The 20007-nt window shown below is 53.3% G+C and carries 17 protein-coding genes; 12 read left to right on the top strand and 5 right to left on the bottom strand.

The window, feature by feature from the left end:
* Window positions 1-7 precede the first annotated feature (7 nt).
* Window positions 8-1954, top strand: coding sequence for a methyl-accepting chemotaxis protein (locus QEH54_RS21550; protein ID WP_309020794.1), 1947 nt, complete (start codon window positions 8-10; stop codon window positions 1952-1954).
* Between the two features lie 5 nt (window positions 1955-1959).
* Here the strand turns inward: QEH54_RS21550 and QEH54_RS21545 are convergent, their stop codons facing one another.
* Window positions 1960-3732: a hypothetical protein gene (locus tag QEH54_RS21545; RefSeq protein WP_309020793.1), complete on the bottom strand. Its 1773-nt coding sequence runs from the start codon at window positions 3730-3732 to the stop codon at window positions 1960-1962.
* A 165-nt stretch (window positions 3733-3897) separates the two neighbouring features.
* On the opposite strand from QEH54_RS21545, the gene QEH54_RS21540 reads away from it, so the two are divergent.
* Window positions 3898-4098: a hypothetical protein gene (locus tag QEH54_RS21540; protein WP_309020792.1), complete on the top strand. Its 201-nt coding sequence runs from the start codon at window positions 3898-3900 to the stop codon at window positions 4096-4098.
* Window positions 4099-4253: 155 nt separating this feature from the next.
* Here QEH54_RS21540 and QEH54_RS21535 read toward each other — a convergent pair whose 3' ends face one another.
* From QEH54_RS21535 to QEH54_RS21525, 3 genes are read right to left on the bottom strand one after another with little or no spacing between them, the layout of a single operon-like run.
* The gene (locus QEH54_RS21535) at window positions 4254-4685 is read right to left on the bottom strand and encodes a DUF4399 domain-containing protein (protein WP_309020791.1); all 432 of its coding nucleotides are present in this window, start codon (window positions 4683-4685) and stop codon (window positions 4254-4256) included.
* Window positions 4686-4712: 27 nt separating this feature from the next.
* Complete coding sequence (locus QEH54_RS21530; RefSeq protein WP_309020790.1) at window positions 4713-5462, bottom strand: hypothetical protein; 750 nt, start codon at window positions 5460-5462, stop codon at window positions 4713-4715.
* Window positions 5452-6702 carry a S41 family peptidase gene (locus QEH54_RS21525; RefSeq protein ID WP_309020789.1) on the bottom strand — a complete coding sequence of 417 codons (1251 nt, stop codon included), beginning with the start codon at window positions 6700-6702 and terminating at the stop codon, window positions 5452-5454. Before QEH54_RS21525 ends, QEH54_RS21530 begins: the two co-directional genes overlap by 11 nt.
* Window positions 6703-7249: 547 nt before the next feature.
* Between QEH54_RS21525 and QEH54_RS21520 the strand changes: the two genes are divergently transcribed.
* From QEH54_RS21520 to QEH54_RS21510, 3 genes are all read left to right on the top strand, one after another.
* The gene (locus QEH54_RS21520) at window positions 7250-7780 is read left to right on the top strand and encodes a GNAT family N-acetyltransferase (protein ID WP_309020788.1); all 531 of its coding nucleotides are present in this window, start codon (window positions 7250-7252) and stop codon (window positions 7778-7780) included.
* Between the two features lie 200 nt (window positions 7781-7980).
* Window positions 7981-8994: a GDP-mannose 4,6-dehydratase gene (gene gmd / locus QEH54_RS21515; protein ID WP_309020787.1), complete on the top strand. Its 1014-nt coding sequence runs from the start codon at window positions 7981-7983 to the stop codon at window positions 8992-8994.
* Between the two features lie 112 nt (window positions 8995-9106).
* A complete protein-coding gene (locus QEH54_RS21510; RefSeq protein WP_309020786.1) occupies window positions 9107-10057 on the top strand; it encodes a GDP-L-fucose synthase in 951 nt (316 codons plus the stop codon).
* Window positions 10058-10605: 548 nt separating this feature from the next.
* Here QEH54_RS21510 and QEH54_RS21505 read toward each other — a convergent pair.
* Window positions 10606-11151: a hypothetical protein gene (locus QEH54_RS21505; RefSeq protein WP_309020785.1), complete on the bottom strand. Its 546-nt coding sequence runs from the start codon at window positions 11149-11151 to the stop codon at window positions 10606-10608.
* 682 nt (window positions 11152-11833) lie between these two features.
* Between QEH54_RS21505 and QEH54_RS21500 the strand changes: the two genes are divergently transcribed.
* The 7 genes from QEH54_RS21500 (at window position 11834) to QEH54_RS21470 (ending at window position 19608) form a co-directional block, all read left to right on the top strand.
* Window positions 11834-12181 (top strand): four helix bundle protein, encoded by a 348-nt coding sequence (locus QEH54_RS21500; RefSeq protein WP_309020784.1) that lies wholly within the window; start codon window positions 11834-11836, stop codon window positions 12179-12181.
* Window positions 12182-12301: 120 nt separating this feature from the next.
* Window positions 12302-12823 carry a hypothetical protein gene (locus QEH54_RS21495; RefSeq protein WP_309020783.1) on the top strand — a complete coding sequence of 174 codons (522 nt, stop codon included), beginning with the start codon at window positions 12302-12304 and terminating at the stop codon, window positions 12821-12823.
* Window positions 12824-13291: 468 nt separating this feature from the next.
* Window positions 13292-14107: a DUF268 domain-containing protein gene (locus QEH54_RS21490; protein WP_309020782.1), complete on the top strand. Its 816-nt coding sequence runs from the start codon at window positions 13292-13294 to the stop codon at window positions 14105-14107.
* A 506-nt stretch (window positions 14108-14613) separates the two neighbouring features.
* Window positions 14614-15252, top strand: a complete 639-nt coding sequence (locus tag QEH54_RS21485; protein WP_309020781.1) for a hypothetical protein — start codon at window positions 14614-14616, stop codon at window positions 15250-15252.
* 686 nt (window positions 15253-15938) lie between these two features.
* Window positions 15939-17399, top strand: a complete 1461-nt coding sequence (locus QEH54_RS21480; RefSeq protein WP_309020780.1) for a hypothetical protein — start codon at window positions 15939-15941, stop codon at window positions 17397-17399.
* A gap of 93 nt (window positions 17400-17492) precedes the next feature.
* Window positions 17493-18773, top strand: coding sequence for a hypothetical protein (locus QEH54_RS21475; RefSeq protein WP_309020779.1), 1281 nt, complete (start codon window positions 17493-17495; stop codon window positions 18771-18773).
* Window positions 18774-18801: 28 nt separating this feature from the next.
* Window positions 18802-19608 carry an FkbM family methyltransferase gene (locus tag QEH54_RS21470; RefSeq protein ID WP_309020778.1) on the top strand — a complete coding sequence of 269 codons (807 nt, stop codon included), beginning with the start codon at window positions 18802-18804 and terminating at the stop codon, window positions 19606-19608.
* The last annotated feature ends 399 nt before the right edge of the window (window positions 19609-20007 follow it).

Raw genomic sequence — 20007 nt, 5'->3', positions numbered from 1 at the left:
CACGACCATGTCGATCAAAGCTAAGATAATAGCGCTCAACGCTATCGCCGCCTCGCTCTCGCTGTTTCTCGGTGGCATCCTCGTATTTCAAAGCTGGAAGAAGAGCAGCGAGCTCGAAAACTTCGGCAAGGTGAGTCAGCTCCTGATCCAAATGATCAAGCTCGGCGACGCCTGGACCCATGAAAGCGGCGGCGTTTGGGCCACCACCACCCACCATCGCACTGCCGCCGAAGTGCCCGCCGGCGTCGAGGAGTACAGGAACCGCATCGCCAAAACCGAGAAAACGACCCAGGAGCTGCTCGACCTGGTGGCCAGCATGAACCTCGAGGAGCATTCGCCGCGGTTCCGCAAACTCATGCAAAACGAGCTCAATTTCAGCGAGCGCCTGGAGCCGATACGCAACCGCCAGCTCGTCGACAAGGCCGACCCTTGGCCCACGACCCTTCTCTACAACGATCAGATCAAATGGCTCTTCAGCCTGATCCCTCAGATCGCCACCGAGACCACCGACGCCGAGCTGGTGCGAAAGGTCATCGTATCCGATCTATCCCTACAAACCCAACTGATGATCAACCGTCACGTTGGCTTGCTCAACTACGCTCTCTCATCCGGCGCCGTCACCGAGATGGTGACCACTCGCTTCGAAGCCTATCTCAGCGACTCGCGACCGCTGCTCGATCGCATCGAGATGATCATCGACACCGAAAGCCTTCCCACCTTCCACGAGCTGGTGGACAACGAGGCCTTCGCCTATGTGGAGGACGTGACAAAGCGAGTGTTCGACGGAGGATTCAACAACGACGGTTCGAAAAAGAGCTTTCCTCCAGCCCTGGTCGAGCGCGCCGCCGAGGAAACCGCGAGCCTGGAAGGCAGCGCTCCGCAGTTCAGCAAGTACATTCTCGAACGCATCAGCGACTACACGGAAGAAAGGGCCGCCGAAGCCAGCGCCGACCTATACCAGTCGCTCGCCGCCGCCCTCTTCGCCCTTTTGGCCTCCGCTCTCGGCGGTTGGTACATTATCAGCCGCATCAAACGCTCCATCATCGACGTATCCCAGAAGCTGGAAAAATCCTCCCGCACAGGTCGCAAGCTTTCCCAATACGTGGCCGAAGCCAGCGGGGACCTAGCGACCGGCTGCTCCCAACAAGCTGCCTCTGTCGAGGAAATCCACGCCACCATGGAGCAGATCAAATTCAAGTCCAACGAGAGCGTCGAGCGGGTCGAACGCGTGCTTAAGCTGGCCAACGATACCAGCGAATCCGCCCAAGCAAGCTCCACCTCCATGCGGCGCATGCGCTCCGCCATGGGCAAGATCCAAGGTTCGTCGGACGAGATCGCAAACATCGCCAAGGAAATCGAGGAAATCGCTTTCCAAACCAACATCCTCGCCCTCAACGCGGCCGTTGAAGCGGCCCGGGCCGGCGAGGCGGGTGCCGGATTCGCCATCGTGGCGGACGAGGTGAGAAACCTTGCCCAGAAAAGCGCCGTATCCGCAAACTCGACACGCGAAAAGATCGAAAACGCCCACCGCAGCGTCAAAGAGGGCACCTCACTCAGCTCCGAGGTCGACCAGCAGCTTTCCAGCATCCTGGGCCAGATCGAGGAATTCAAAACCGCCATGCGCGAGGTCGAAGGCCTGTCCGAGCAACAGCGCGTCGCAGTAGACCAGGTCTCCGGCGCCATCTCCGATATCGACAACGTCACTCAGCGAAACGCCGCGGCGGCCGAGGAAAGCGCCAGCGCCTCAGCGGAAATGGACAATCACTCGCGCACCATCATCGAGCAGATCCAAAGCCTCGAAGAGCTCCTCATAGGCAAGCGCGGTATCGATCTTTCTAATACGCCAGAAAAAAGCTTCCGAACCGAGAAACAAGCCTCACCTCAGCGCAAGGCAACGCCCGCTCAGGGCCTCACCTCAGCGACTCGGGAGCAAGAAGCGGAACTTTGGAACTAGGCGACCTACTCCTCTAGCTTCTTCTTCAGCAGGCCCTTCAGCAAATCCTTCGGCTTGTCGCCACTCTCGCCTTCCACCCCAAGCTTCTTGCTTGCCTCCTCCAGCAAGCGACTCTTGCCAGCGGAAACCAATACCTTCTCCAAAGCCTTGGAGTCGAGCTTGACCGCAGGAGAATCAAGAGGACCGCGAATGTTCACGGGCAGCGAGACTCCGTCCAGAGGCACGGGCTTGCCGCCAATGCGGGCCATCGAATCCTTGAAGGCCACTTCGGCAACCAGGTCACTGTCCAAGGCCCCGACCACTCCAGTTAGCTCGATATCCATGGTACCACCCGATAGCGGCGGCTCACCGGTGGACTTCAACCCCTTAGCGAATTCATCGACCGGATACGAAGACACTCGAGCGTCGACGCGATTTTGACCCGTGCCCTTTAGCCCCGCCAAATCAAGCTTCAGATCGAAACGGTCATCCTTGGAATCGATAGCGATAGAGGGCGAAACCTCCAACAGCGTCGGGTGCGTGGAGAGGTTCAGTCCCGTCATGTCGACTACCATTCCACCCAAGTATGGCGTTTTTACGCCCTTCGCCTCCAGGTCCTTGATCCATAGGGTTGGGCTTCCCTCCGTCAAAAAATCGGCTTTCACATGGGCGTGCCCCAAAAGCTGGATACGGCTGTTGAGCTCTTCCTTCCAAGTGACAGCTCGCTCCTTAGCCCCTTCTTCGCCTCCACCAAGCTTCTCCATCCATCGCTTCACCTGAGCCAAGCGCTCCTTCCAAACATCCGCATTCTCCAGCACGCTCTCCAAATCGGAAAACTCGGGCAGCTCGAAATCGCTTTCGCTTTTCGGAGCGGGTCCCACCAGAGAACCGGCGCTTTCACGCCGACTGCCAGTGGCCGCGTCCTCGAAAACGAGACGATCGATGGAAAAGCGCTTCCGCAGCAGGTCCGCCGCGCTGACGTCGGCCACGATTCGCGCCGACTCGAAAATATTCGTATCGAGATTTTGGGGATCCGCCATAGCCAAGCCCTTCACCTCCAAGCTACCCTCAGCCAGCTTGAGATCCACGGAATCCAAATCGACCGTCGCCCCATTGGCTTGCTCCAAGTTCGACTTGGCCAACGAGGTGATAAACGGCTCGGATAAGGCGCTGTATCCAAATATCAAAACACCAACTAGGATCGCTACCAATGCGGCGCCCCAGATTCGAATGGGATTGCCCACCTTCACCGCCATGAGTTCCTCGTAGCTCTTCTTGCCACGACCTCCCCCGAGAAACAGCCAGGTCATGGCCTTGGCCCAGCCCTTGCTCTTGAACGCGTTGAGCTTTTCGGAGTTTTGGGAGAAACGCGCCATCTTGCGTCGGTAGGCCTGCAAGGCTCGACTCGCCACGAAACCAAAACCCGCGCCCACCACCAAGGCCACCAACTGTCCGCCAGCGACCACATAGTAGTCGAAGCCTGAATACGCTCCAACCGGAGCGTTCACGATGGCCTTGAAAAGGCCCTGCGTCGGTCCTTCCAGCAGAACCCGGCCTAGAGAGAAGAGAACCGGCATGGTCGCGAGAAAGATCAGCTTGCAGATCAGCGTCACCACTCCCGCCAAAAACAGGTTGGCGTTGAGCACCAGCAGGAGAAAACTCCACAAGACGATCAGAAACGGGGCCTGCTGGAATCCCGGCAGAAACCCGAAAAGGCTGCCCAATAGGCAAGCGGCGTAGATTTGAAAGGGACTCGCTTTTCCGCGAATCAGAGAACCGATCTTCCGAGTGACGATCATAAGAACAAGAGCAATCAGTTGGGATTTTAGAAAGACCCGGACCTGCCGTCCAGGTTGCGCTACGGAACCAAAACCAATTCAAAACACTCTCTAAGTCAAAACAACTGCCTACAAGAACGCCCTCACCCCCTTAAGCTTGGCCCAATCGGCCCGATTCACCCCGCTATGAAATCCGCTCTTCGCCCCATCGCCCTCGCCCTGGCCATCGTCTTCCTCACAGGCTGCGTGGCCACCGTGCCGGTAAAAGTCGCCGCCAAAGGCGCCAAACTGGGCGTGAAGACCGCCAAGACCGGCGTCAAGGCCACCACCGCCGCCGGCGCCGCCCTCATCCCGGACGGCGACAAGGATCAGGAGCCCTCCGAGTAGGCCCTCATACAGGTTGCGGCCGCCACTCCGGGGGCCCAACGCCGCCTCCTCGTTCGAAGCGAAAAACGCGAGCTGCCGAAAAAAGTAGGCCCGCGCTCGGAAAATCCCACCAGCGCATCGCTCGATCGCGAACGAAGCGCCAGGCGTCCTTCGCTCTACTCCACCGTGATGGTGATCTTCTTGGAAACCACCGCCGGCTCGTGCGGGATGTGCAGGTAGTCCCCGAGCAGAAGCTGCAGCGTGTGCTCGCCTTTGGGCAAGGTCAGCTCCACCTCGGTCTGCCCGCCGCCGAAGTGCTTCAAGCTCTCGGTCATCGGCATAGGCGTATCCAGCGGAGGCAGGCTTTCAGCGTCGATCAGCAGGTGATGATGCCCCGTATTCGGAAAATTGGTACCAGCCGGGGCGACTCCCATGCCTTTCAAGCCGAAGCGCACCGTGAAGGTCTCGGAAACCACGGCCCCATCGGCTGGAGAAATGATGTACACCTTAGCCCCGTCCGGCGAGGGCTGACGCTCCACCGCGAAGGCGAAAACGGCGGCGGAAAAGGCGACGAGGAGTAGACTGATGGACTTGAGGCGATTTGACATGTTGGTTTTGGATCAGGCGTTGTTGGTTTATTCCGCTACAGGCGGCTCGAAAATGGACGGATCGATCTCGGGATCGATTTCGAATTTCGAAAAAGTCATCTCGATCGACATCATGGCGCTTCGCACTTCCATCTTGTCGGGAAACGTGAACCCGTCCTGGTCGCGGTAGCTCAGAAAGACCAGCGTCGACGGCACTTCGCCCATCTGGCCCATGTCGGTGACGGTCTCCTTCTTGAGCAGCAATCCCGACTCCACGCCGTAGTAGTGCGTCTCCTCGCGTCCCGTGACCTTGTTGGACAGCACCAGCTTGAGCGCCGGCTCGCCATTCACCTCGACTTCGCCGTCGATGCGGCCCTGGTCGTATTTGTCGCCGAAATCGGCCAGGTCTCGCAAGCCGTCGCTCTGCTTCATGGAGATGATCTCCGCCTCGCTGAGCGGGCGATAGCCCTGCATCGGATCCTGAGCCCAGCCCGTATCCCCGTCGCAGACCTGCAGCATGACGCCCATTCCGGGCAGCTCCTGCTTGGAATACATCTTGTCGGGATAGACCTCGATGAAGGTGGACTTCCCGCTCACGCCCATGGCGGGAATGGAGATCGTGCCCACCAAACGCGTCGACTCCAGCTCGCTGATGCGCTCGCGGCCGCCGGACGCCTCCAAATACCGGTCAAGCACGTCGGTCACTTCGGCAGGCAGTTCCGCCCGAGCGGGGGAAAGAAAGGACAGCGGTCCGATTACTAGGGCAATACGAGCAAGGAGAGTCAGGCTAGTTTTCATACGTTTCGGGGTTCAGTTGGCTTATCCACCCAAGGGCAGCGTGCAACACTGTGTCGTTTCCCTTGGAAAGATCAACCGGAGAGATGGATACGAATTCATCCGGCGCCACGCCCACCCCCTCCAGGCTCCTGCCGCCCGGCGTTTCGAAGTCGCCGGTCGCCATCTGCAGGAAGTCTCCGTTCGGCAAACGCATCACCACCGAGGGCAATGCCGCCCCAGGCGTGGCATGACCAAACACCCGCGCCCGTCCTGCCTCCTGAAGCCCCGCGGCGAAAATCTCGCTGGTGGAGCAGCTCCCTTCGTCGACCAAAACCGCTACCGGCCCCAGATACGCGTTCGGCTGCGGATAGGCCTGAAAGTTCAGATGCCCCTCCCTCATCCGCGTGGTGCCAAGGTTCACCCGCTGGTCCACCAGCATTCCCGCCAGCCCCGTCGCCATGAAGCCCACGCCGCCAGGATTGCCTCGCAGATCGATCACCAGTCCCCGCGCCGACTCCGGCATCTCCCGCAGGGCCCGCCGGACCTCCGCCATGACAGCCGGAAACCAAAGCGAGAAACGCATCACCGAAATGCCATCGCTCCGCGTCTCGAAGGAAAACGAATAAGGTATTTCGCCGAAATTCCCAAACCGCTCCGTAAACGGCCCCTCATACGGCTCAAGGCGTACCTGACATGCCTTCCGCCTTCCCTGCGGATCCACCGCCATCACCGACACCTCGTCGCCCGGCCTGGCCCGAAACCGAAACAGCGCCCGCTGCAGGGCGGTGTAGCGCCAGAGGTACTCGGGCAACCCAGACGCCTGGACCGACTCCAACATCTCCGCCACCGAAACCCCGTCCAGCGACTCGATCCGATCCCCCGCTCGGATTCCCGCCTGGTAGCCCGCCCCGTCCGCATCCACGCGGTAAAAGACCAGCTCAGGGCCCGCGTAGCAGAGATCCACTCGCGCGTCGCCACCGAGCCATACCGGCTCTTCCGCCAGTTCATCGTAGGCCCCGGACAGGATCCCGATGTGGGACTCCCCCAGCTCGCGCAGCATCTCATTGAGCAGTTTTCTCAGCTCCGAGCGATTTTGCGCAGCTTTCAGCCGCTCGCGATACTCGCGCCCGACCGCATCCCAGTCCAGACCGCCGAAGGAGGCGTCGTAGTACGACTCTGCAACGGAGCTCCAAACCGCCTCGAACGTCCGCTCCTCGATCCCGCCGCTCGCCGCCTCGCGGGCTCCTAGCCCCAAACCCATGGCATTCACAGCCAACAGGATAGCCAACGCCCATCGCGAGGAGACACGCCATCGCACCCCTCGATGCAGCCCCTCGCCCGTGAACGTTCCAAAACACTTCGCCCGCATTTCCCTAGTCTTGCCCAAAGAATTGTTCAAAAGCAATCCACCCCGTCCCCCATTCGTCCTCCCCCACACCGAAAGCGAACGATTCCGCTCACGCGCCAAACGAAAAACGACCGTAACCTTATCTTTTCACAAAACTTCTTTCAAAACGGCACGGGCCATGCTTTATCCGAAATCGAACTTCTTGATGGCATCACAAACGACAACTCAACGACAACTCTCCAAAGCGGCCTCTGCGATGCAGGATCAAACCTGCCATCAATGGACCATGGCTTGGCACGCGGACAAACGGCGAACCCACCCTGGGAGACACCGATAAGACACAGCCAGAAACCGCAAGCCAAGCCGAACAGATCCTCGATCCGTTCGGCTTTTTTCGTCCCAGCGCACCTTTCTAAAACACCAACTCGAACACTCACTTTTAGCTCAAAACAACACTAGCATGGAACGCGTAAATCCAGCCACCATCCGCCCTCCCTCTCTTATCGAGACGGAACGGCTCCTACTTAGACGGCCCCGCCTCGAGGACGCTTTCGATCTCTTCGAACTCGCCCTCGCTGACGAAGCCTTCGCTCGCGCCACGGTGGGCGACCAGCCCCTCAACCTTGAGGCTACCTGCACCGCCATCGTACGCATGCTCGCCGAGACCCAAATGGGCAACGGAGCCTGGTGGATCGTCGTCGAAAAGGAAACCGGCCGCGTAGCAGGCCTTACCGGCTTCACCCATCGCGCCCGCGCCCTCGGCCCGGTCAACGCCTTGGCCAAAGAGGTCATGGGCCGCGGCTACGCCCGCGAAACCGTCGAGGCGCTGCTCGCTTGCGGCCTCTCCCGCGACAGCCTTCATCGCCACCACGTGGCGGAGGAAGACGCCGAAGTCGTCGCGGAGGACAGCAAACCCGCCTCCCGCTGGTATTGGCACTGCAAATCCACCAGCGACAAAAATCGAGCAGCAGCCACCGCCCGATTCGCCTAATCGCTAGCCAATGATCATTTCTGCGCCCGACGAGCAAGCCCTCGTCGGGCGTTTTTCGTTTATGCACACCGCCGCCAGCCATCGGTTCAAAAATGTCTAGGCGACAATCAACAATCGACAACTCCCGCCGAAGGCGTTTCTCTGCGGACCAAATTCTGCTACAAGCGAAACCCTAGATCCAACCTCGATATAACACGTATATGAAACGAGCCCTCATCACTGGCATCACCGGACAGGACGGTTCCTACCTCGCCGAGCTCCTCCTCGCGAAGGGATACGAAGTGCACGGAGTCATCCGCCGAGCCTCCACCTTCAACACCGCCCGCATCGACCACCTCTACCAAGATCCGCACGTCAACGGCGTGAAGCTCTTCCTGCACTACGGCGACCTCGCCGACTCCGTGCAGATGGTCAAGCTGCTCTACGACCTGCAGCCCGACGAGATCTACAACCTGGGGGCCCAGTCGCACGTGCGCGTCTCCTTCGACGTGCCCGAATACACCGGAGACGTGGTCGGCGTAGGGGCCGTGCGCATCCTCGAAGCCATCCGCGAGGCCAACCTGGTGAAGAGAACCAAGTTCTACCAAGCCTCCTCATCGGAGATGTTCGGCAAGGTCCAGGAAGTCCCCCAGACCGAAACCACCCCCTTCTGGCCACGCTCGCCCTACGGCTGCGCCAAGATGTACGCCCACTGGCTCACCGTCAACTACCGCGAGTCCTACGACCTGTTCGCCTGCTCGGGCATCCTCTTCAACCACGAGTCCCCGCGCCGCGGCGAGACCTTCGTCACCCGCAAGATCACCCGCGCCGCCACCCGCATCAAGGCCGGCCTGCAGGAGAAGCTCTACCTGGGCAACCTCGACGCCAAGCGCGACTGGGGCTACGCCAAGGAGTACGTCGAGATGATGTGGCTGATGCTCCAGCAGGACCGTCCCGACGACTACGTCATCGCCACCAACGAGACCCACACCGTCAAGGAGTTCGTTCAGGAGACCTTCGCCCTGCTCGACCTGGACTGGGAGAAGTACGTCGACTACGACAAGCGCTACGAGCGCCCCGCCGAGGTGGACCTGCTCATCGGCGACCCCGCCAAAGCCAAGAAGCAGCTCAATTGGGAGCCCAAGGTCCGCTTCAAGGAGCTGGTCAAGATCATGGTCGAATCCGACCTCGCCCTCGCCCAAAAGGAAGCCAAAATAAAAGCCGCCCTCGCGTAAAACCATAGCTTTTCCGCCACAAAAAGGCCCAAAGAATCCTCCATTTCAGCCAACGCTATGACGTTGGCCCAACACCGGTTAGTTCTTCATGCCTTTTTGTGGCTAAAAAACCATGACACCCGCATCCAAAATCTACGTCGCCGGCGCCAGCGGCATGGTCGGCTCAGCAGTGCTCCGCCGCCTACACGCCCTCGGCTTCACCAACACCATCACCCGCAGCTCCAACGAGCTCGACCTCACCCGCCAGCAGGACGTCGAAGACTTCTTCGCCACCGAAAAGCCGGACGTCGTGGTCATGGCCGCAGCGAAAGTCGGCGGTATCCACGCCAACAATACCTACCCCGCCGACTTCGGCTACATCAACCTCGTCCTCGCCTCCAACACCATTCACGCCGCCTACCAAAACGGCGTATCCAGATTCCTCTTCCTCGGCTCCTCCTGCATCTACCCCAAGCTGGCCCCCCAGCCCCTGCGAGAAGATTGCCTGCTCACCTCCGAGCTGGAGCCCACCAACGAAGCGTACGCCATCGCCAAGATCGCCGGCCTCAAGCTCTGCGAATACTACCGCAAGCAGCACGGCGTGACGTATCACTCGCTCATGCCCACCAACCTCTACGGCCCCGGCGACAACTACCACCCCGAAAACTCCCATCTGCTACCCGCCCTCATCCGTCGCTTCCACGAAGCCAAGGAAGCTGGAGCGGAAGAAGTCACCATGTGGGGCACCGGCAAGCCCCTTCGCGAAATGATGCACGCCGACGACCTCGCGGACGCCGTCGTATTCGCCCTTCAACTACCCGACCCGCCCAGCATCCTCAACGCCGGCACCGGCGTCGAGCACAGCATCCGCCAGATCGCCGAACTGGTGGCGGAAACGGTCGGCTTCGAAGGCAAGATCGTCAACGACCTCAGCAAGCCCGACGGCACCCCGCGCAAGCTCATGGACGTCTCCCGCCTGCGCGAGCTCGGCTGGACCGCTCAGATCCCCCTCGAAGAAGGCATAAGGAAAACCTACCCCCTCTTCCTCGCCGAACTCGAAAAAGGCAGCCTCCGCGCCAAATAACCAGCAACCCAGGTAGGGCGTGACCGCCGGGCACGCCGCACGCATCCCCCCCAAAAAAACTACCGCCCATGTAGGTCGCCGCGCCGAGGCGACATATCACCCATTCCCTTCCGCCGAGTAGCCGCCCCCAATAGATCGGACGACAACAGCCGCTACACACCACAGTTGGCGTTCACAAACCGTCCAATGGGCCAAACCCTCCGGATCCACCCCTGAGCCAAACTCCAATTTTCAATTCTCCTCGTTTTCGCGAAGCTTAGCGTATTTAGCGGTCATAAAAACCTCCGCCCGCTCCGCGTCCTCAGCGGTTACCCCAAACTCCCTATCCTAGAACGAAACACAAACCTCACAACAGCCACTTGGTTCCCTTGATCGGCCCGCGCTTCGAAACATCCTCCGTCATAAACTGCTGAGACCAGTTCAGAAACGCGAGAAACTCGTCAACCGACAACGCCTTTTGGGTCCCCGCTTTCAACTTCCGAAAATCCTCCCGCCTACTTGCCGACAGGCCATCTGCCAAAAAATCCGCTTTCTCGTCCTCACTCAGCCTAGCCATGTTCGCTCCTCAATCTCTCCAGCGTTTCAGTCCTATCGAAAAGTCCAAAGTAGTCTTCCAGCAATTCCCAATCAACTCCACGCCCCACGCTCTTCGCCGCCCGCAGCAAAGCTCTCATATCCTCAAGCTCCCCAGCCTCCCTACTCGGATCGTTCACTAAAGCCTGAAGCTTAAGGCCAATCAAATCTTCCGGTTGCAGCACCCGCATCGCGCCCGCGGCCGATTCTCTTCCTACAGATCGCTTCAACATCCCCTTCGAAATCTCCCGTCTAGCGATCAATACATCGATTTGCCCAAAAGGAGCCAGATCAGACGCATACTGGGCCACATTCTCACTCTTGAACACACATTGATAGGAGAACTCTCCCAAGATTGCTTCCGCCTTCTGCAAGTCATCGACCAATAGAAGGAAATCCAAATCGATGGTCGCTCGAGTCGCCCCCCAAAGCCCCAGAGCATACCCACCGATCAAGCCATACCGAACCCCCGCCTCCTCAAATCCCCCCAACACCCTCTGCACTACCAGCTCAAAGTCCATCGCCATCACCCTCGATCGTTAGCGAAACTCCCAAGCACCTCCAGCCCAAATCCCAGCGCAACAAGAGCATCACCCTCTCAGGGCGCATCTACCAAATCCCGAGGTGGTATCGAACAATCGTGACACTCGAGCAAGGCGACGACACGCGACGTCTCCGGCACATTCAGTCCAACCCGATCATGGTTCAGTTCCCCCAGGTCTGTCTAATCATCCTGCCGAAAGCACCGCTGCTCGCTAGGCGGTCATCTTCACAATCACCCCCCTTCACCCTCGCCCCTCTCCACACCAGCCCCCAACTGTAGGTCGCCGCGCTGAGGCGACACTGCTCACAATTCCCTCCCCACCGCTCAGCACCCCTCTCTCCTCATCAGTCCTCCCCGCACTCAGCGCCCTCTGCGGTTAATCCCTCTTTCGAAAATCCATTTTGTTCATTTTTTCTTGAACTCCCTGAACCTTCCTTCAGTAGTTTCCGCATTTCCCATCACGCGACCCTAGGGACTAAATCCGAGGATCTAATTTCCAAATCCAAATTCGAAACCAAAGACTCCAAATCCAAAATCCGAATTTGAGCTGACCCTGCAGCTTAGCACAAACCGACGTCCTCGGAGTGGAGAGCTAAGACTTTTCGGACACGCCTTCACCTTCGGCTTTCGAATCCTAGAACTTCGGGCCTCAAACAACCATGCAAGACCTGAAAAAGAGAACCAAACACTTCGCTCTCGACACGATCGAACTCTGCACTCGCATATCAAAAACAACATCCGGACAGATCCTAAGTAAACAGCTCATCCGATCAGCAACATCTATTGGTGCAAACTACCGCGAAGCAGACATGGCCCATTCGAAAGCAGATTTCGCGGCAAAAATCTCAATCTGTCTGAAAGAGGCGAGTGAAACGACCTACTGGCTCGAACTCCTAGCAGAATCGGATTTGGGCCCTCGGGACAAACTCAATGCGTTGCACGATGAATCGATTGAACTCACCAAGATCCTTTTCACCATCCGCAAAAACGCGAAAGAGAAATTCTAAATCTTAAGCTCGAAATCCAAACAAACTTCAGACTTCGGATCTCCAACTTAAGAATTCAAATTTAGAACCTCGGATTTCGGATGTAAGCCCCTAGAAGTTCCAATTTTCAACAAAACTGCAGTGAACAAGAGAGAGAAGACTTCAGATTTAGAACCTCGGATTTCGGATTTAGAATCAGAACTCATCGCCTTCTTCGTCAACGCCGCCCAAGCCTTCGGACTGCCCAAGTCGGTCGGCGAGATCTACGGCCTCTATTTCGCCAGCGAGCAGCCCCTCGCTCTCGACCACGTGGTTGAGAAGCTGCAAATCAGCAAAGGCTCCGCCAGCCAAGGCATCCGCTTCCTGCGCAGCATCAACGCCCTCAACCCCACCTACCTCCCCGGCGACCGCCGCGACCACTTCACCCCCGAACTCTCCCTCCGCCACATAGCCGACGGATTCATCCGCCAGCGCATCCGCCCACAGCTGAAGGACGGAACCACTCGTCTCAAGGAAATCGCCCGACAAAACGAAAACTCCACCGCCACCGTAAGCGATCGCATCGACACTATCACCTCCTGGACAAAGAAAGCCGACTTACTCTTTCCCGTCGTCAGCAAATTCCTCGGGGGCGCCAAGAGAGAGAACGCCCAATCAATCTAGGAACATACACAGGTCAAACACCACCAACCTTACTTTTGACTCCTTCAAGAATATAATCGTAGTGAACACAGCCGATCAGTTCTATACGGCTCCACTTCTTCACTCGCTATTCCCTATTCAAATAGTCGCTAGAATCTCTCCCACCCAATGCCTGTTAAGCCAAAAGGTATCCTCGCCGCACAGCGATTCACCCTGAGAGACTCCGAACCCAGCTACAACATTCGCATCGACCTGAGCAGAGCGACACCAACCACCTAATGCCGTACCAATTCACATATACCAACAAATCCTCAGTAACACCACATGATATTACATAACCCCAAAGCAAGCATGGACCCGCAAGCTGTAATATCAACAACTAAAGCCTGACCATCTTTCCCACCCCTCCTCTTAAGCCACCTTCCTAAATTAGACGAAATAGCTTTGGAGCAATACATATCCGACCACTAAACCTCTTAATTCTTTCTGATGTCAAAATTCATTAATTCCCCGCGTAAAATCCTTAAAAAACTTTACAGAATCTTAAGTGAGTTCGGCATTGAGCCCATCAAATTCATACGCTCCACGAGGTCGCTCCCTTGGTACTTAAGAGACTACTTCAAGATAAGATCCCAATCGAAATCTCAACCAGTTAAAATTCGTTTCACGTTTCCTTACCCCAAGCTGAGAGACAAAGACACTGAAAGCGGAACCACTCGCAGTCACTATTTTCATCAAGATTTACTTGTTGCACAATACATATTCTCAGAAGCACCAAAACGCCATATCGACATAGGATCCAGAATCGACGGTTTCGTCTCCAACGTGGCCAGTTTCAGAAAAATCGAAGTCTTAGATATCAGGCCAACGAAACAGTCTATACCCAATATAACATTTATTCAATCCGATTTGATGCGTCCAAACCACGCACTAAAAGACTCCACCGATTCAATATCATGCCTGCATGCCATCGAGCACTTCGGACTTGGACGCTACGGAGATCCGATAGATATCGATGGAACGAAAAAAGGACTGTCGAACATTCTGGAACTTCTCAAAGCAAACGGTACACTTTACCTTTCGCTACCCATTGGAAGCGAAAGAATCGAATTCAACGCACATCGAGTTTTCAATGCCATCACGCCGATAAAATTGCTTGAGGGGAAATGCACCCTCACTTCGTTTTCTTATGTCAACGACCAAGGCGATCTAATCAAACCCGAAAACCCAAACACTGTTGATTTCGAAATGAGTTTTGGCTGTGAGTACGGATGCGGAATTTACACATTCACAAAAAACCCATAAGGCCTCCTGATAAAAGGTGCGTTAAAACCTCAAGTTCACCACCGTATCTAAATCAGATATAAATCAACTTTTTTCACAATGAATTGGTGCGAGAAAACAAATAGATGCAGGTTATTGTCTAGCTCCCTAAACCCACGCAGCTCCCTAGAAAGAGGCTACTCGCCATGCTGATGACTGCATGCGCAGCCAAATGCGGTTTCTCTCGTTCGAACCCCGGTATCTCAACCCTACACGTTCCTCACGCAAGAATTTATACCAAGAAAGCTGAACCCTTACCTTAACAGAAGACAATCGTCACGTATCCACAAGCATTCCCGATGGCGTCTTCGACCACCGCGAAAGGCACAACTCCAGTTTAATGACGCCTCAACCAAACAAATTTCAACGCGACTTGCGAAGTCAGACAACCTCAGCCTCCAAGCCACCCCCAAAAACATCATCTTCCATATAAAACAAATTATCTCAAACATAACATACAACCAACTCAAGCCACTAGGCATTAAACAATGATCAATTCTTCACCATTAAGATCACTGGCAAAAAAAACTGGCACCTTTTACTTAATACTAAAATTTTGCCAAAAGAAAAAACTCCATAACTGGCTCAAGAACGGAACAACCGGACCCGCTCCACAAATCACGAAGCTCAATATTATCAAGCACTACGTCAAAACACAAGACCCAGAAGTTTTCGTCGAAACTGGTACATACCGCGGCGATACAGTTGAATACATTGCCAAGACGGGAAAACGCTGCATAACCATAGAGCTTTCGAAGCACTACTACACAGAAGCAAAAAAGAATCTATCTAAATACAAGAACATCCAAGTACTGCAAGGCAATAGCGGCAAACTACTCAAAGAGGTAATTGAACGAGAAAACAAGCGTATTGTTTTCTGGCTAGACGGACATTCCAGCGGAGGCAAAACAGCTCAACCCGAAGTTGACACCCCTATAATTGAGGAATTGATAACAATATTTAATCACCCAATAAATCAACACACAATTCTGATTGACGACGCTAGGCTATTCAACGGCGAAAACGGCTACCCCACACTAAAACGCTTGTTAGAAATAGTGGAAGAGAACGGCAACTACGACACACTAATTGCGTCAGACATAATCCGACTGACACCCAAATACTAATTTAAACAACAAGCACATACTACGCATATAAAATCAAAGCAACACGAACTCCCGATACAGCTTAAAAACCTAATAATGCATCCAATATAGACCCAATGGCCAGAACTACGGTCTTTTACTTTCAATACAAACCCAGGGGAGACTTCGTCGGAGAAAAAAAAACGTAACTAGGCTGAAATTTTCCAACACCTTACTCGTCAGTACATTTAAGACAGATAGAAGCCAATACAGTAGTGGACCAAATGATCAGTGCCTCGACATAGAACATTAGACACTCAGCACAACAATCCAATCGGACTTTTTGCACTGCCCCAAACCGAGAACATAATCTTCAATAAAAAACACACGTCTAGATCATCCAGCAATCTCTCCAACTACATGCTAACAATCAACCAACAGCACAGCCGTGCTGCAATCTCTACATCTAATCGAACGCAAGAACATAGTTTAAAACAGGTTTCACCCCCCCAAAAAAAACGTCATGATTAAAACGATCGCAACAGACCTCCACTTTTAACCCACATCCCCTTCCATGCTGATTGGAATGAAACCAGCCGCTCCCAACAACTCCGTTTGCCGACAGCATCGTTTAATGACTGATGAGACCCTCAAGGAAATCCAATACCCTATGGAGCTTCACGTTCCAGAACATACAAATAGGAATATCCATCTGCCAAGGAATCGTTATGGTTCCACTGATATTACACTACGTATCTGCGGAACTATACGGAGGTTGGCTTGCTAGCGGCAACCTGCTAGCTCTCCTATCAATGCTCGACCTTGGAATATCAGGTGTGCTCCAACAACGGGTCGCACAGTCAGAGGGGCAAGGCAGACATCAAAAAACCAGCGAATTCCTAAACACGGGTCTAATCCTAGCGGCTTTGTCCTTCGCTGTCATCATAACAATAGGCCTCTCTCTATCGCCCGAGGCAGCCAAACTTAGCGGCCTTACGAGAGACGATGATCTCGCAGCAATAAAACTGACGATACAAATAGCAATTGTTGCGACTGCTTTCCTAATTTTGGGACACTTTTTTGGATCTGCATGCTACGGTCTGCAATCCAGCCGATTAAATAGTTTTCTACCGGTCATCGCGAGTATAGTCGGCCTAGCCAGCCTCTTCTACTGTCTTACGAGTGACTTCGGAGTCTACTCCCTGGCAATTTCCTACCTCGCAAGAGCGGCTGTATACGCCACGTCTCGTGGCATATTACTACTAACTCTTTTAAAGAAAAGCGGACATAACTACAAGACACCCTCACTTTCATCATTTAAGCACCTTGGTAAATCAGCCTTAGAGAGTTTCTTTTCCCAATCGATCTATGGCATGATCTTAAACATAGAAACAATTCTAATCGCCAATCTTCATTCACCACTGCAATCAACAGAATTCTCGGTCACACAACGGGCACAAAAGGCATCAATAATGCCGCTTCAGAGAGCAAGCACGTCATTTAAGCCTTCGCTCTCTCACGCGATAGGCGATGGGCAAATAGAGACCGTCGAAAAAGTCATACGTAAGCTATTTAACTACCTATCCTGGTCTTCATTCCTTGTCGCTTCATGCATATATACGTTAAACCCAACATTTACTCGCCTATGGGTCGGAACCGATATATATGCTGGAAACACAATAAATTTCATTATATCCTTAAGCGTCATAACCACAATCTCACTACATACGCTAAACGAACTTCTATTCTCTACAGGTTGCATCCGTTCAGCCAACAGACATGTCCTGATGCACAGCATAACGGTGTTGGCATTCGCACTAGCTGGCAACCATTTATTTGGAATCATAGGAATTATTGCTGCACCCCTAGCCAGTTCATCTTTGATATACATCCCCTTAATGTACAAGAGCCTATCCTCGCATATAACTCGTAATCACAATCGATTATTAGACATAAAATCGATAGCATCCGGACCCACTGCCGGCGCACTTTCCATAATTATACACAACAGCACCCCTCTCAGCAACATCGAAAACTGGCCAACGCTCTTTATATCCACAATACTGCTAGTCACCTCATACGCCCTATCGCTGATATTAGTATCTAAATGCGCCAGGACAGAGGCAATAAAGCTAGCAAGATTACTAAAAATGATAATACACAATCGGACGAATAAAAAGCACCCCTAAGACAGAACCACGACAAACCAACAAACTCCGTGAACAGTATCACAAGAGGCTGCACAACCAATTCATAAAGAACAAGACAACAACAAATCCCAAATGCAAAGAGCCCCAGCAATCTGTCATCTCGCAACGGTTCCTACAATCGGCTATCTTGGATACACGGCCGTAGGACCGTACCCTGTCTTGGTTGCCGGAATACAGTTAGACATCCTCCTCGGAGCTATTACATGCATAAGCCTATCTATATGTATATCTCTGGAACCACACAAACGAGTCTCACCCAATGAAATCGCCTACATCGCAGCAATTCTTTTATATCTCATTACCTCAACGCTTGCAACGGTTTTATCAAACGACCTGGTGAGCTCAAAAAACGCTCTAATCGCCAGCACGTCCTACGCCCTATCCTCAATACTAATACCTATCGCCTACAAGCACAACTTTGATATACTGAGAAAGCTGTCAGTGCTAGCGGCAACCATCGTTGGTGCGTTCTTTATATATCGTTACCTTAACACCGGCTGGAATTCCATAGAAAGTGGAAGGTTCGTTGTAGCGGCCGAAGCTATTTCCTCCAGCCAAGCAGGACGTGAAGGAATAGCGAAATCCGACCCGAACACTACAGCCATTGGCTTGATGCTATTTTTCGCAATCTCTCTTATAGACCTACAAAAGCACAATCGTGATGGCGACTTACCTAAACTCGCACTCGCTATCCTTTGCTCTAGCACAATTTTCAGTGCTTCTTTATTATTTTCCTCCCGAACTCCAATCGTAGCGATCATTCTTTCACTGCTTACATGCTTAATAGTCCAAACCCTGCAACGCCCCCCCACCAAGCTACCCAGGCTTCGAAGCTTACTTGTCGCAATCATCCCCTTTTCAATAGCTGCCTTTATACTTCTAACCGCTCCAAATTTGCTACTGTCCCTAGTATTCAGAATCTCCAATGCCGGTACCAGTACCGACAGCCACAGAATTGATTTAATATCATCAAGCCTTGCAGGATGGCTTGAGGACACAACGAGCTTCCTACTAGGAAGAGGATACTTCGTTGAAAACCCTCACAACGAAATCCTAAGGGCATTGTATGGCTCTGGCATAATTGGAGCAAGCAGTCTGTTTCTAGTACTCTTCATCGTTTATCTTTCTTTTGTGCATCGCGCTCCAAGGCAGTCAAAACCACCACTCCTAATTATATTCTTTTTCCTAATCATATCCTCTCAAACTTACTTCCTCGTTAAACCCTTATGGATTGGCCTTGCATTCATAATCGGCAGTTCAGTCGGCAACGAAACCCAACCAAACACAAAAGACTTGAGCGACACTAAAAGACGACCTCTACAGTATAGGGAATACAGACAACAAGAAACGTGAATATCATAGGTCAAGAAAGACAAAGCAAATGAATCGCACCCTCAAAACACTTGCAACTAACATATGCTCTAAACTACTCGGTCCCGTACGAGGGTTTCCGACTGTAGCGACACAGAAGCGGGATATCGAGAACCTATTACGTCTTTTAAGACCAGTCTCCGCTGAGAAGAACCTAATACGCCTTGGTCCCAGCTGCGACGGAGGATACCTTGTACCCGACGACCTCAAGGACATTTACGCCTGCATTTCTCCGGGCGTTAGCACCGTTTCGGACTTCGAAATCGATTGTGCAGAGAGAGGAATGAAAGTAATGTTGGCTGATCGAACCGTGGACCAACCACCATCGAATCACCCAAACTTCTCTTTTTTAAAAAAGCATGTCGGTTCCTACAACGACGAAACATACATAACGATCGACAAATGCATATCACTATTAAAGCCACCCTTGAATTCGGACCTCTTATTGCAGATGGACATTGAGGGCGCCGAATACGAAACAATATTAAACATTTCACCCGAAGGAATGTCAAAGTTTAGGATTATTGTCGTAGAATTTCATTATCTTGATCAACTCTGGAACAGGCCCTTTTACCGCATAGCATCTCGCGTGTTCGAAAAAATATTATCTACCCACGCTTGCGTTCACATGCACCCCAACAACTGCCGACCAGTTTTCGCGAAGCAAGGCATCAGGATACCGCCGTTAATTGAATTTACTTTTTATGATCGAAGGCGAATTGCGAAAGCAGTTCCAACGAAGCAATTCCCGCATCCCCTCGATGCAGACAACACAGATTTCCCAACTCTAAAACTACCAAAAGAATGGTACACCTAATCGCAAAGACCTCTATATTCCCAATCAAATCCTTTAGGGGTAGAACGAAAAGAAAAAAACAATCCGCCCTTTGATTCCACTCAACCGCAATACATCACACGTATACTTTACCACTACTTTTCAGCACTCGCATACATTTAAAGCTTAAGAGTTGGCAACACGATCTCAGAAAAAACAAGGAAAACACAAATACAACCGATGGGCACGATTAATTATTTTCCTTACATCACAAACATACCGATGATTGGCATTCTTCCACCTCCGAAAGCCTTCCTATTCCACATCAAGAATACATGAACAATACTTGTCGCCCCATACCATCTTATGACCTGATCAAAACCTTCCTACAAGTTCGCTCTACCCCCTCAATAAAATCCGTTCCCACCAACAAGGCATTAG

It is taken from the genome of Pelagicoccus sp. SDUM812003 (genome assembly GCF_031127815.1).
Lineage (GTDB): Bacteria > Verrucomicrobiota > Verrucomicrobiia > Opitutales > Opitutaceae > Pelagicoccus.
The sequence above is the reverse complement of the archived record's forward strand: the minus strand, read 5'-3'. Positions and strand labels throughout refer to the sequence as shown.

Bases quoted from the DNA above. Each gene is read 5' to 3' on its own strand.
- QEH54_RS21470 (WP_309020778.1), top strand. From the start codon at position 18,802: ATGAATCGCACCCTCAAAACACTTGCAACTAACATATGCTCTAAACTA.
- QEH54_RS21505 (WP_309020785.1), bottom strand. From the start codon at position 11,151: ATGGACTTTGAGCTGGTAGTGCAGAGGGTGTTGGGGGGATTTGAGGAG.
- QEH54_RS21500 (WP_309020784.1), top strand. From the start codon at position 11,834: ATGCAAGACCTGAAAAAGAGAACCAAACACTTCGCTCTCGACACGATC.
- QEH54_RS21535 (WP_309020791.1), bottom strand. From the start codon at position 4,685: ATGTCAAATCGCCTCAAGTCCATCAGTCTACTCCTCGTCGCCTTTTCC.
- gmd (WP_309020787.1), top strand. From the start codon at position 7,981: ATGAAACGAGCCCTCATCACTGGCATCACCGGACAGGACGGTTCCTAC.
- QEH54_RS21525 (WP_309020789.1), bottom strand. From the start codon at position 6,702: ATGGGTTTGGGGCTAGGAGCCCGCGAGGCGGCGAGCGGCGGGATCGAG.
- QEH54_RS21480 (WP_309020780.1), top strand. From the start codon at position 15,939: ATGGTTCCACTGATATTACACTACGTATCTGCGGAACTATACGGAGGT.
- QEH54_RS21485 (WP_309020781.1), top strand. From the start codon at position 14,614: ATGATCAATTCTTCACCATTAAGATCACTGGCAAAAAAAACTGGCACC.
- QEH54_RS21510 (WP_309020786.1), top strand. From the start codon at position 9,107: ATGACACCCGCATCCAAAATCTACGTCGCCGGCGCCAGCGGCATGGTC.
- QEH54_RS21520 (WP_309020788.1), top strand. From the start codon at position 7,250: ATGGAACGCGTAAATCCAGCCACCATCCGCCCTCCCTCTCTTATCGAG.
- QEH54_RS21550 (WP_309020794.1), top strand. From the start codon at position 8: ATGTCGATCAAAGCTAAGATAATAGCGCTCAACGCTATCGCCGCCTCG.
- QEH54_RS21490 (WP_309020782.1), top strand. From the start codon at position 13,292: ATGTCAAAATTCATTAATTCCCCGCGTAAAATCCTTAAAAAACTTTAC.
- QEH54_RS21530 (WP_309020790.1), bottom strand. From the start codon at position 5,462: ATGAAAACTAGCCTGACTCTCCTTGCTCGTATTGCCCTAGTAATCGGA.
- QEH54_RS21475 (WP_309020779.1), top strand. From the start codon at position 17,493: ATGCAAAGAGCCCCAGCAATCTGTCATCTCGCAACGGTTCCTACAATC.
- QEH54_RS21545 (WP_309020793.1), bottom strand. From the start codon at position 3,732: ATGATCGTCACTCGGAAGATCGGTTCTCTGATTCGCGGAAAAGCGAGT.
- QEH54_RS21540 (WP_309020792.1), top strand. From the start codon at position 3,898: ATGAAATCCGCTCTTCGCCCCATCGCCCTCGCCCTGGCCATCGTCTTC.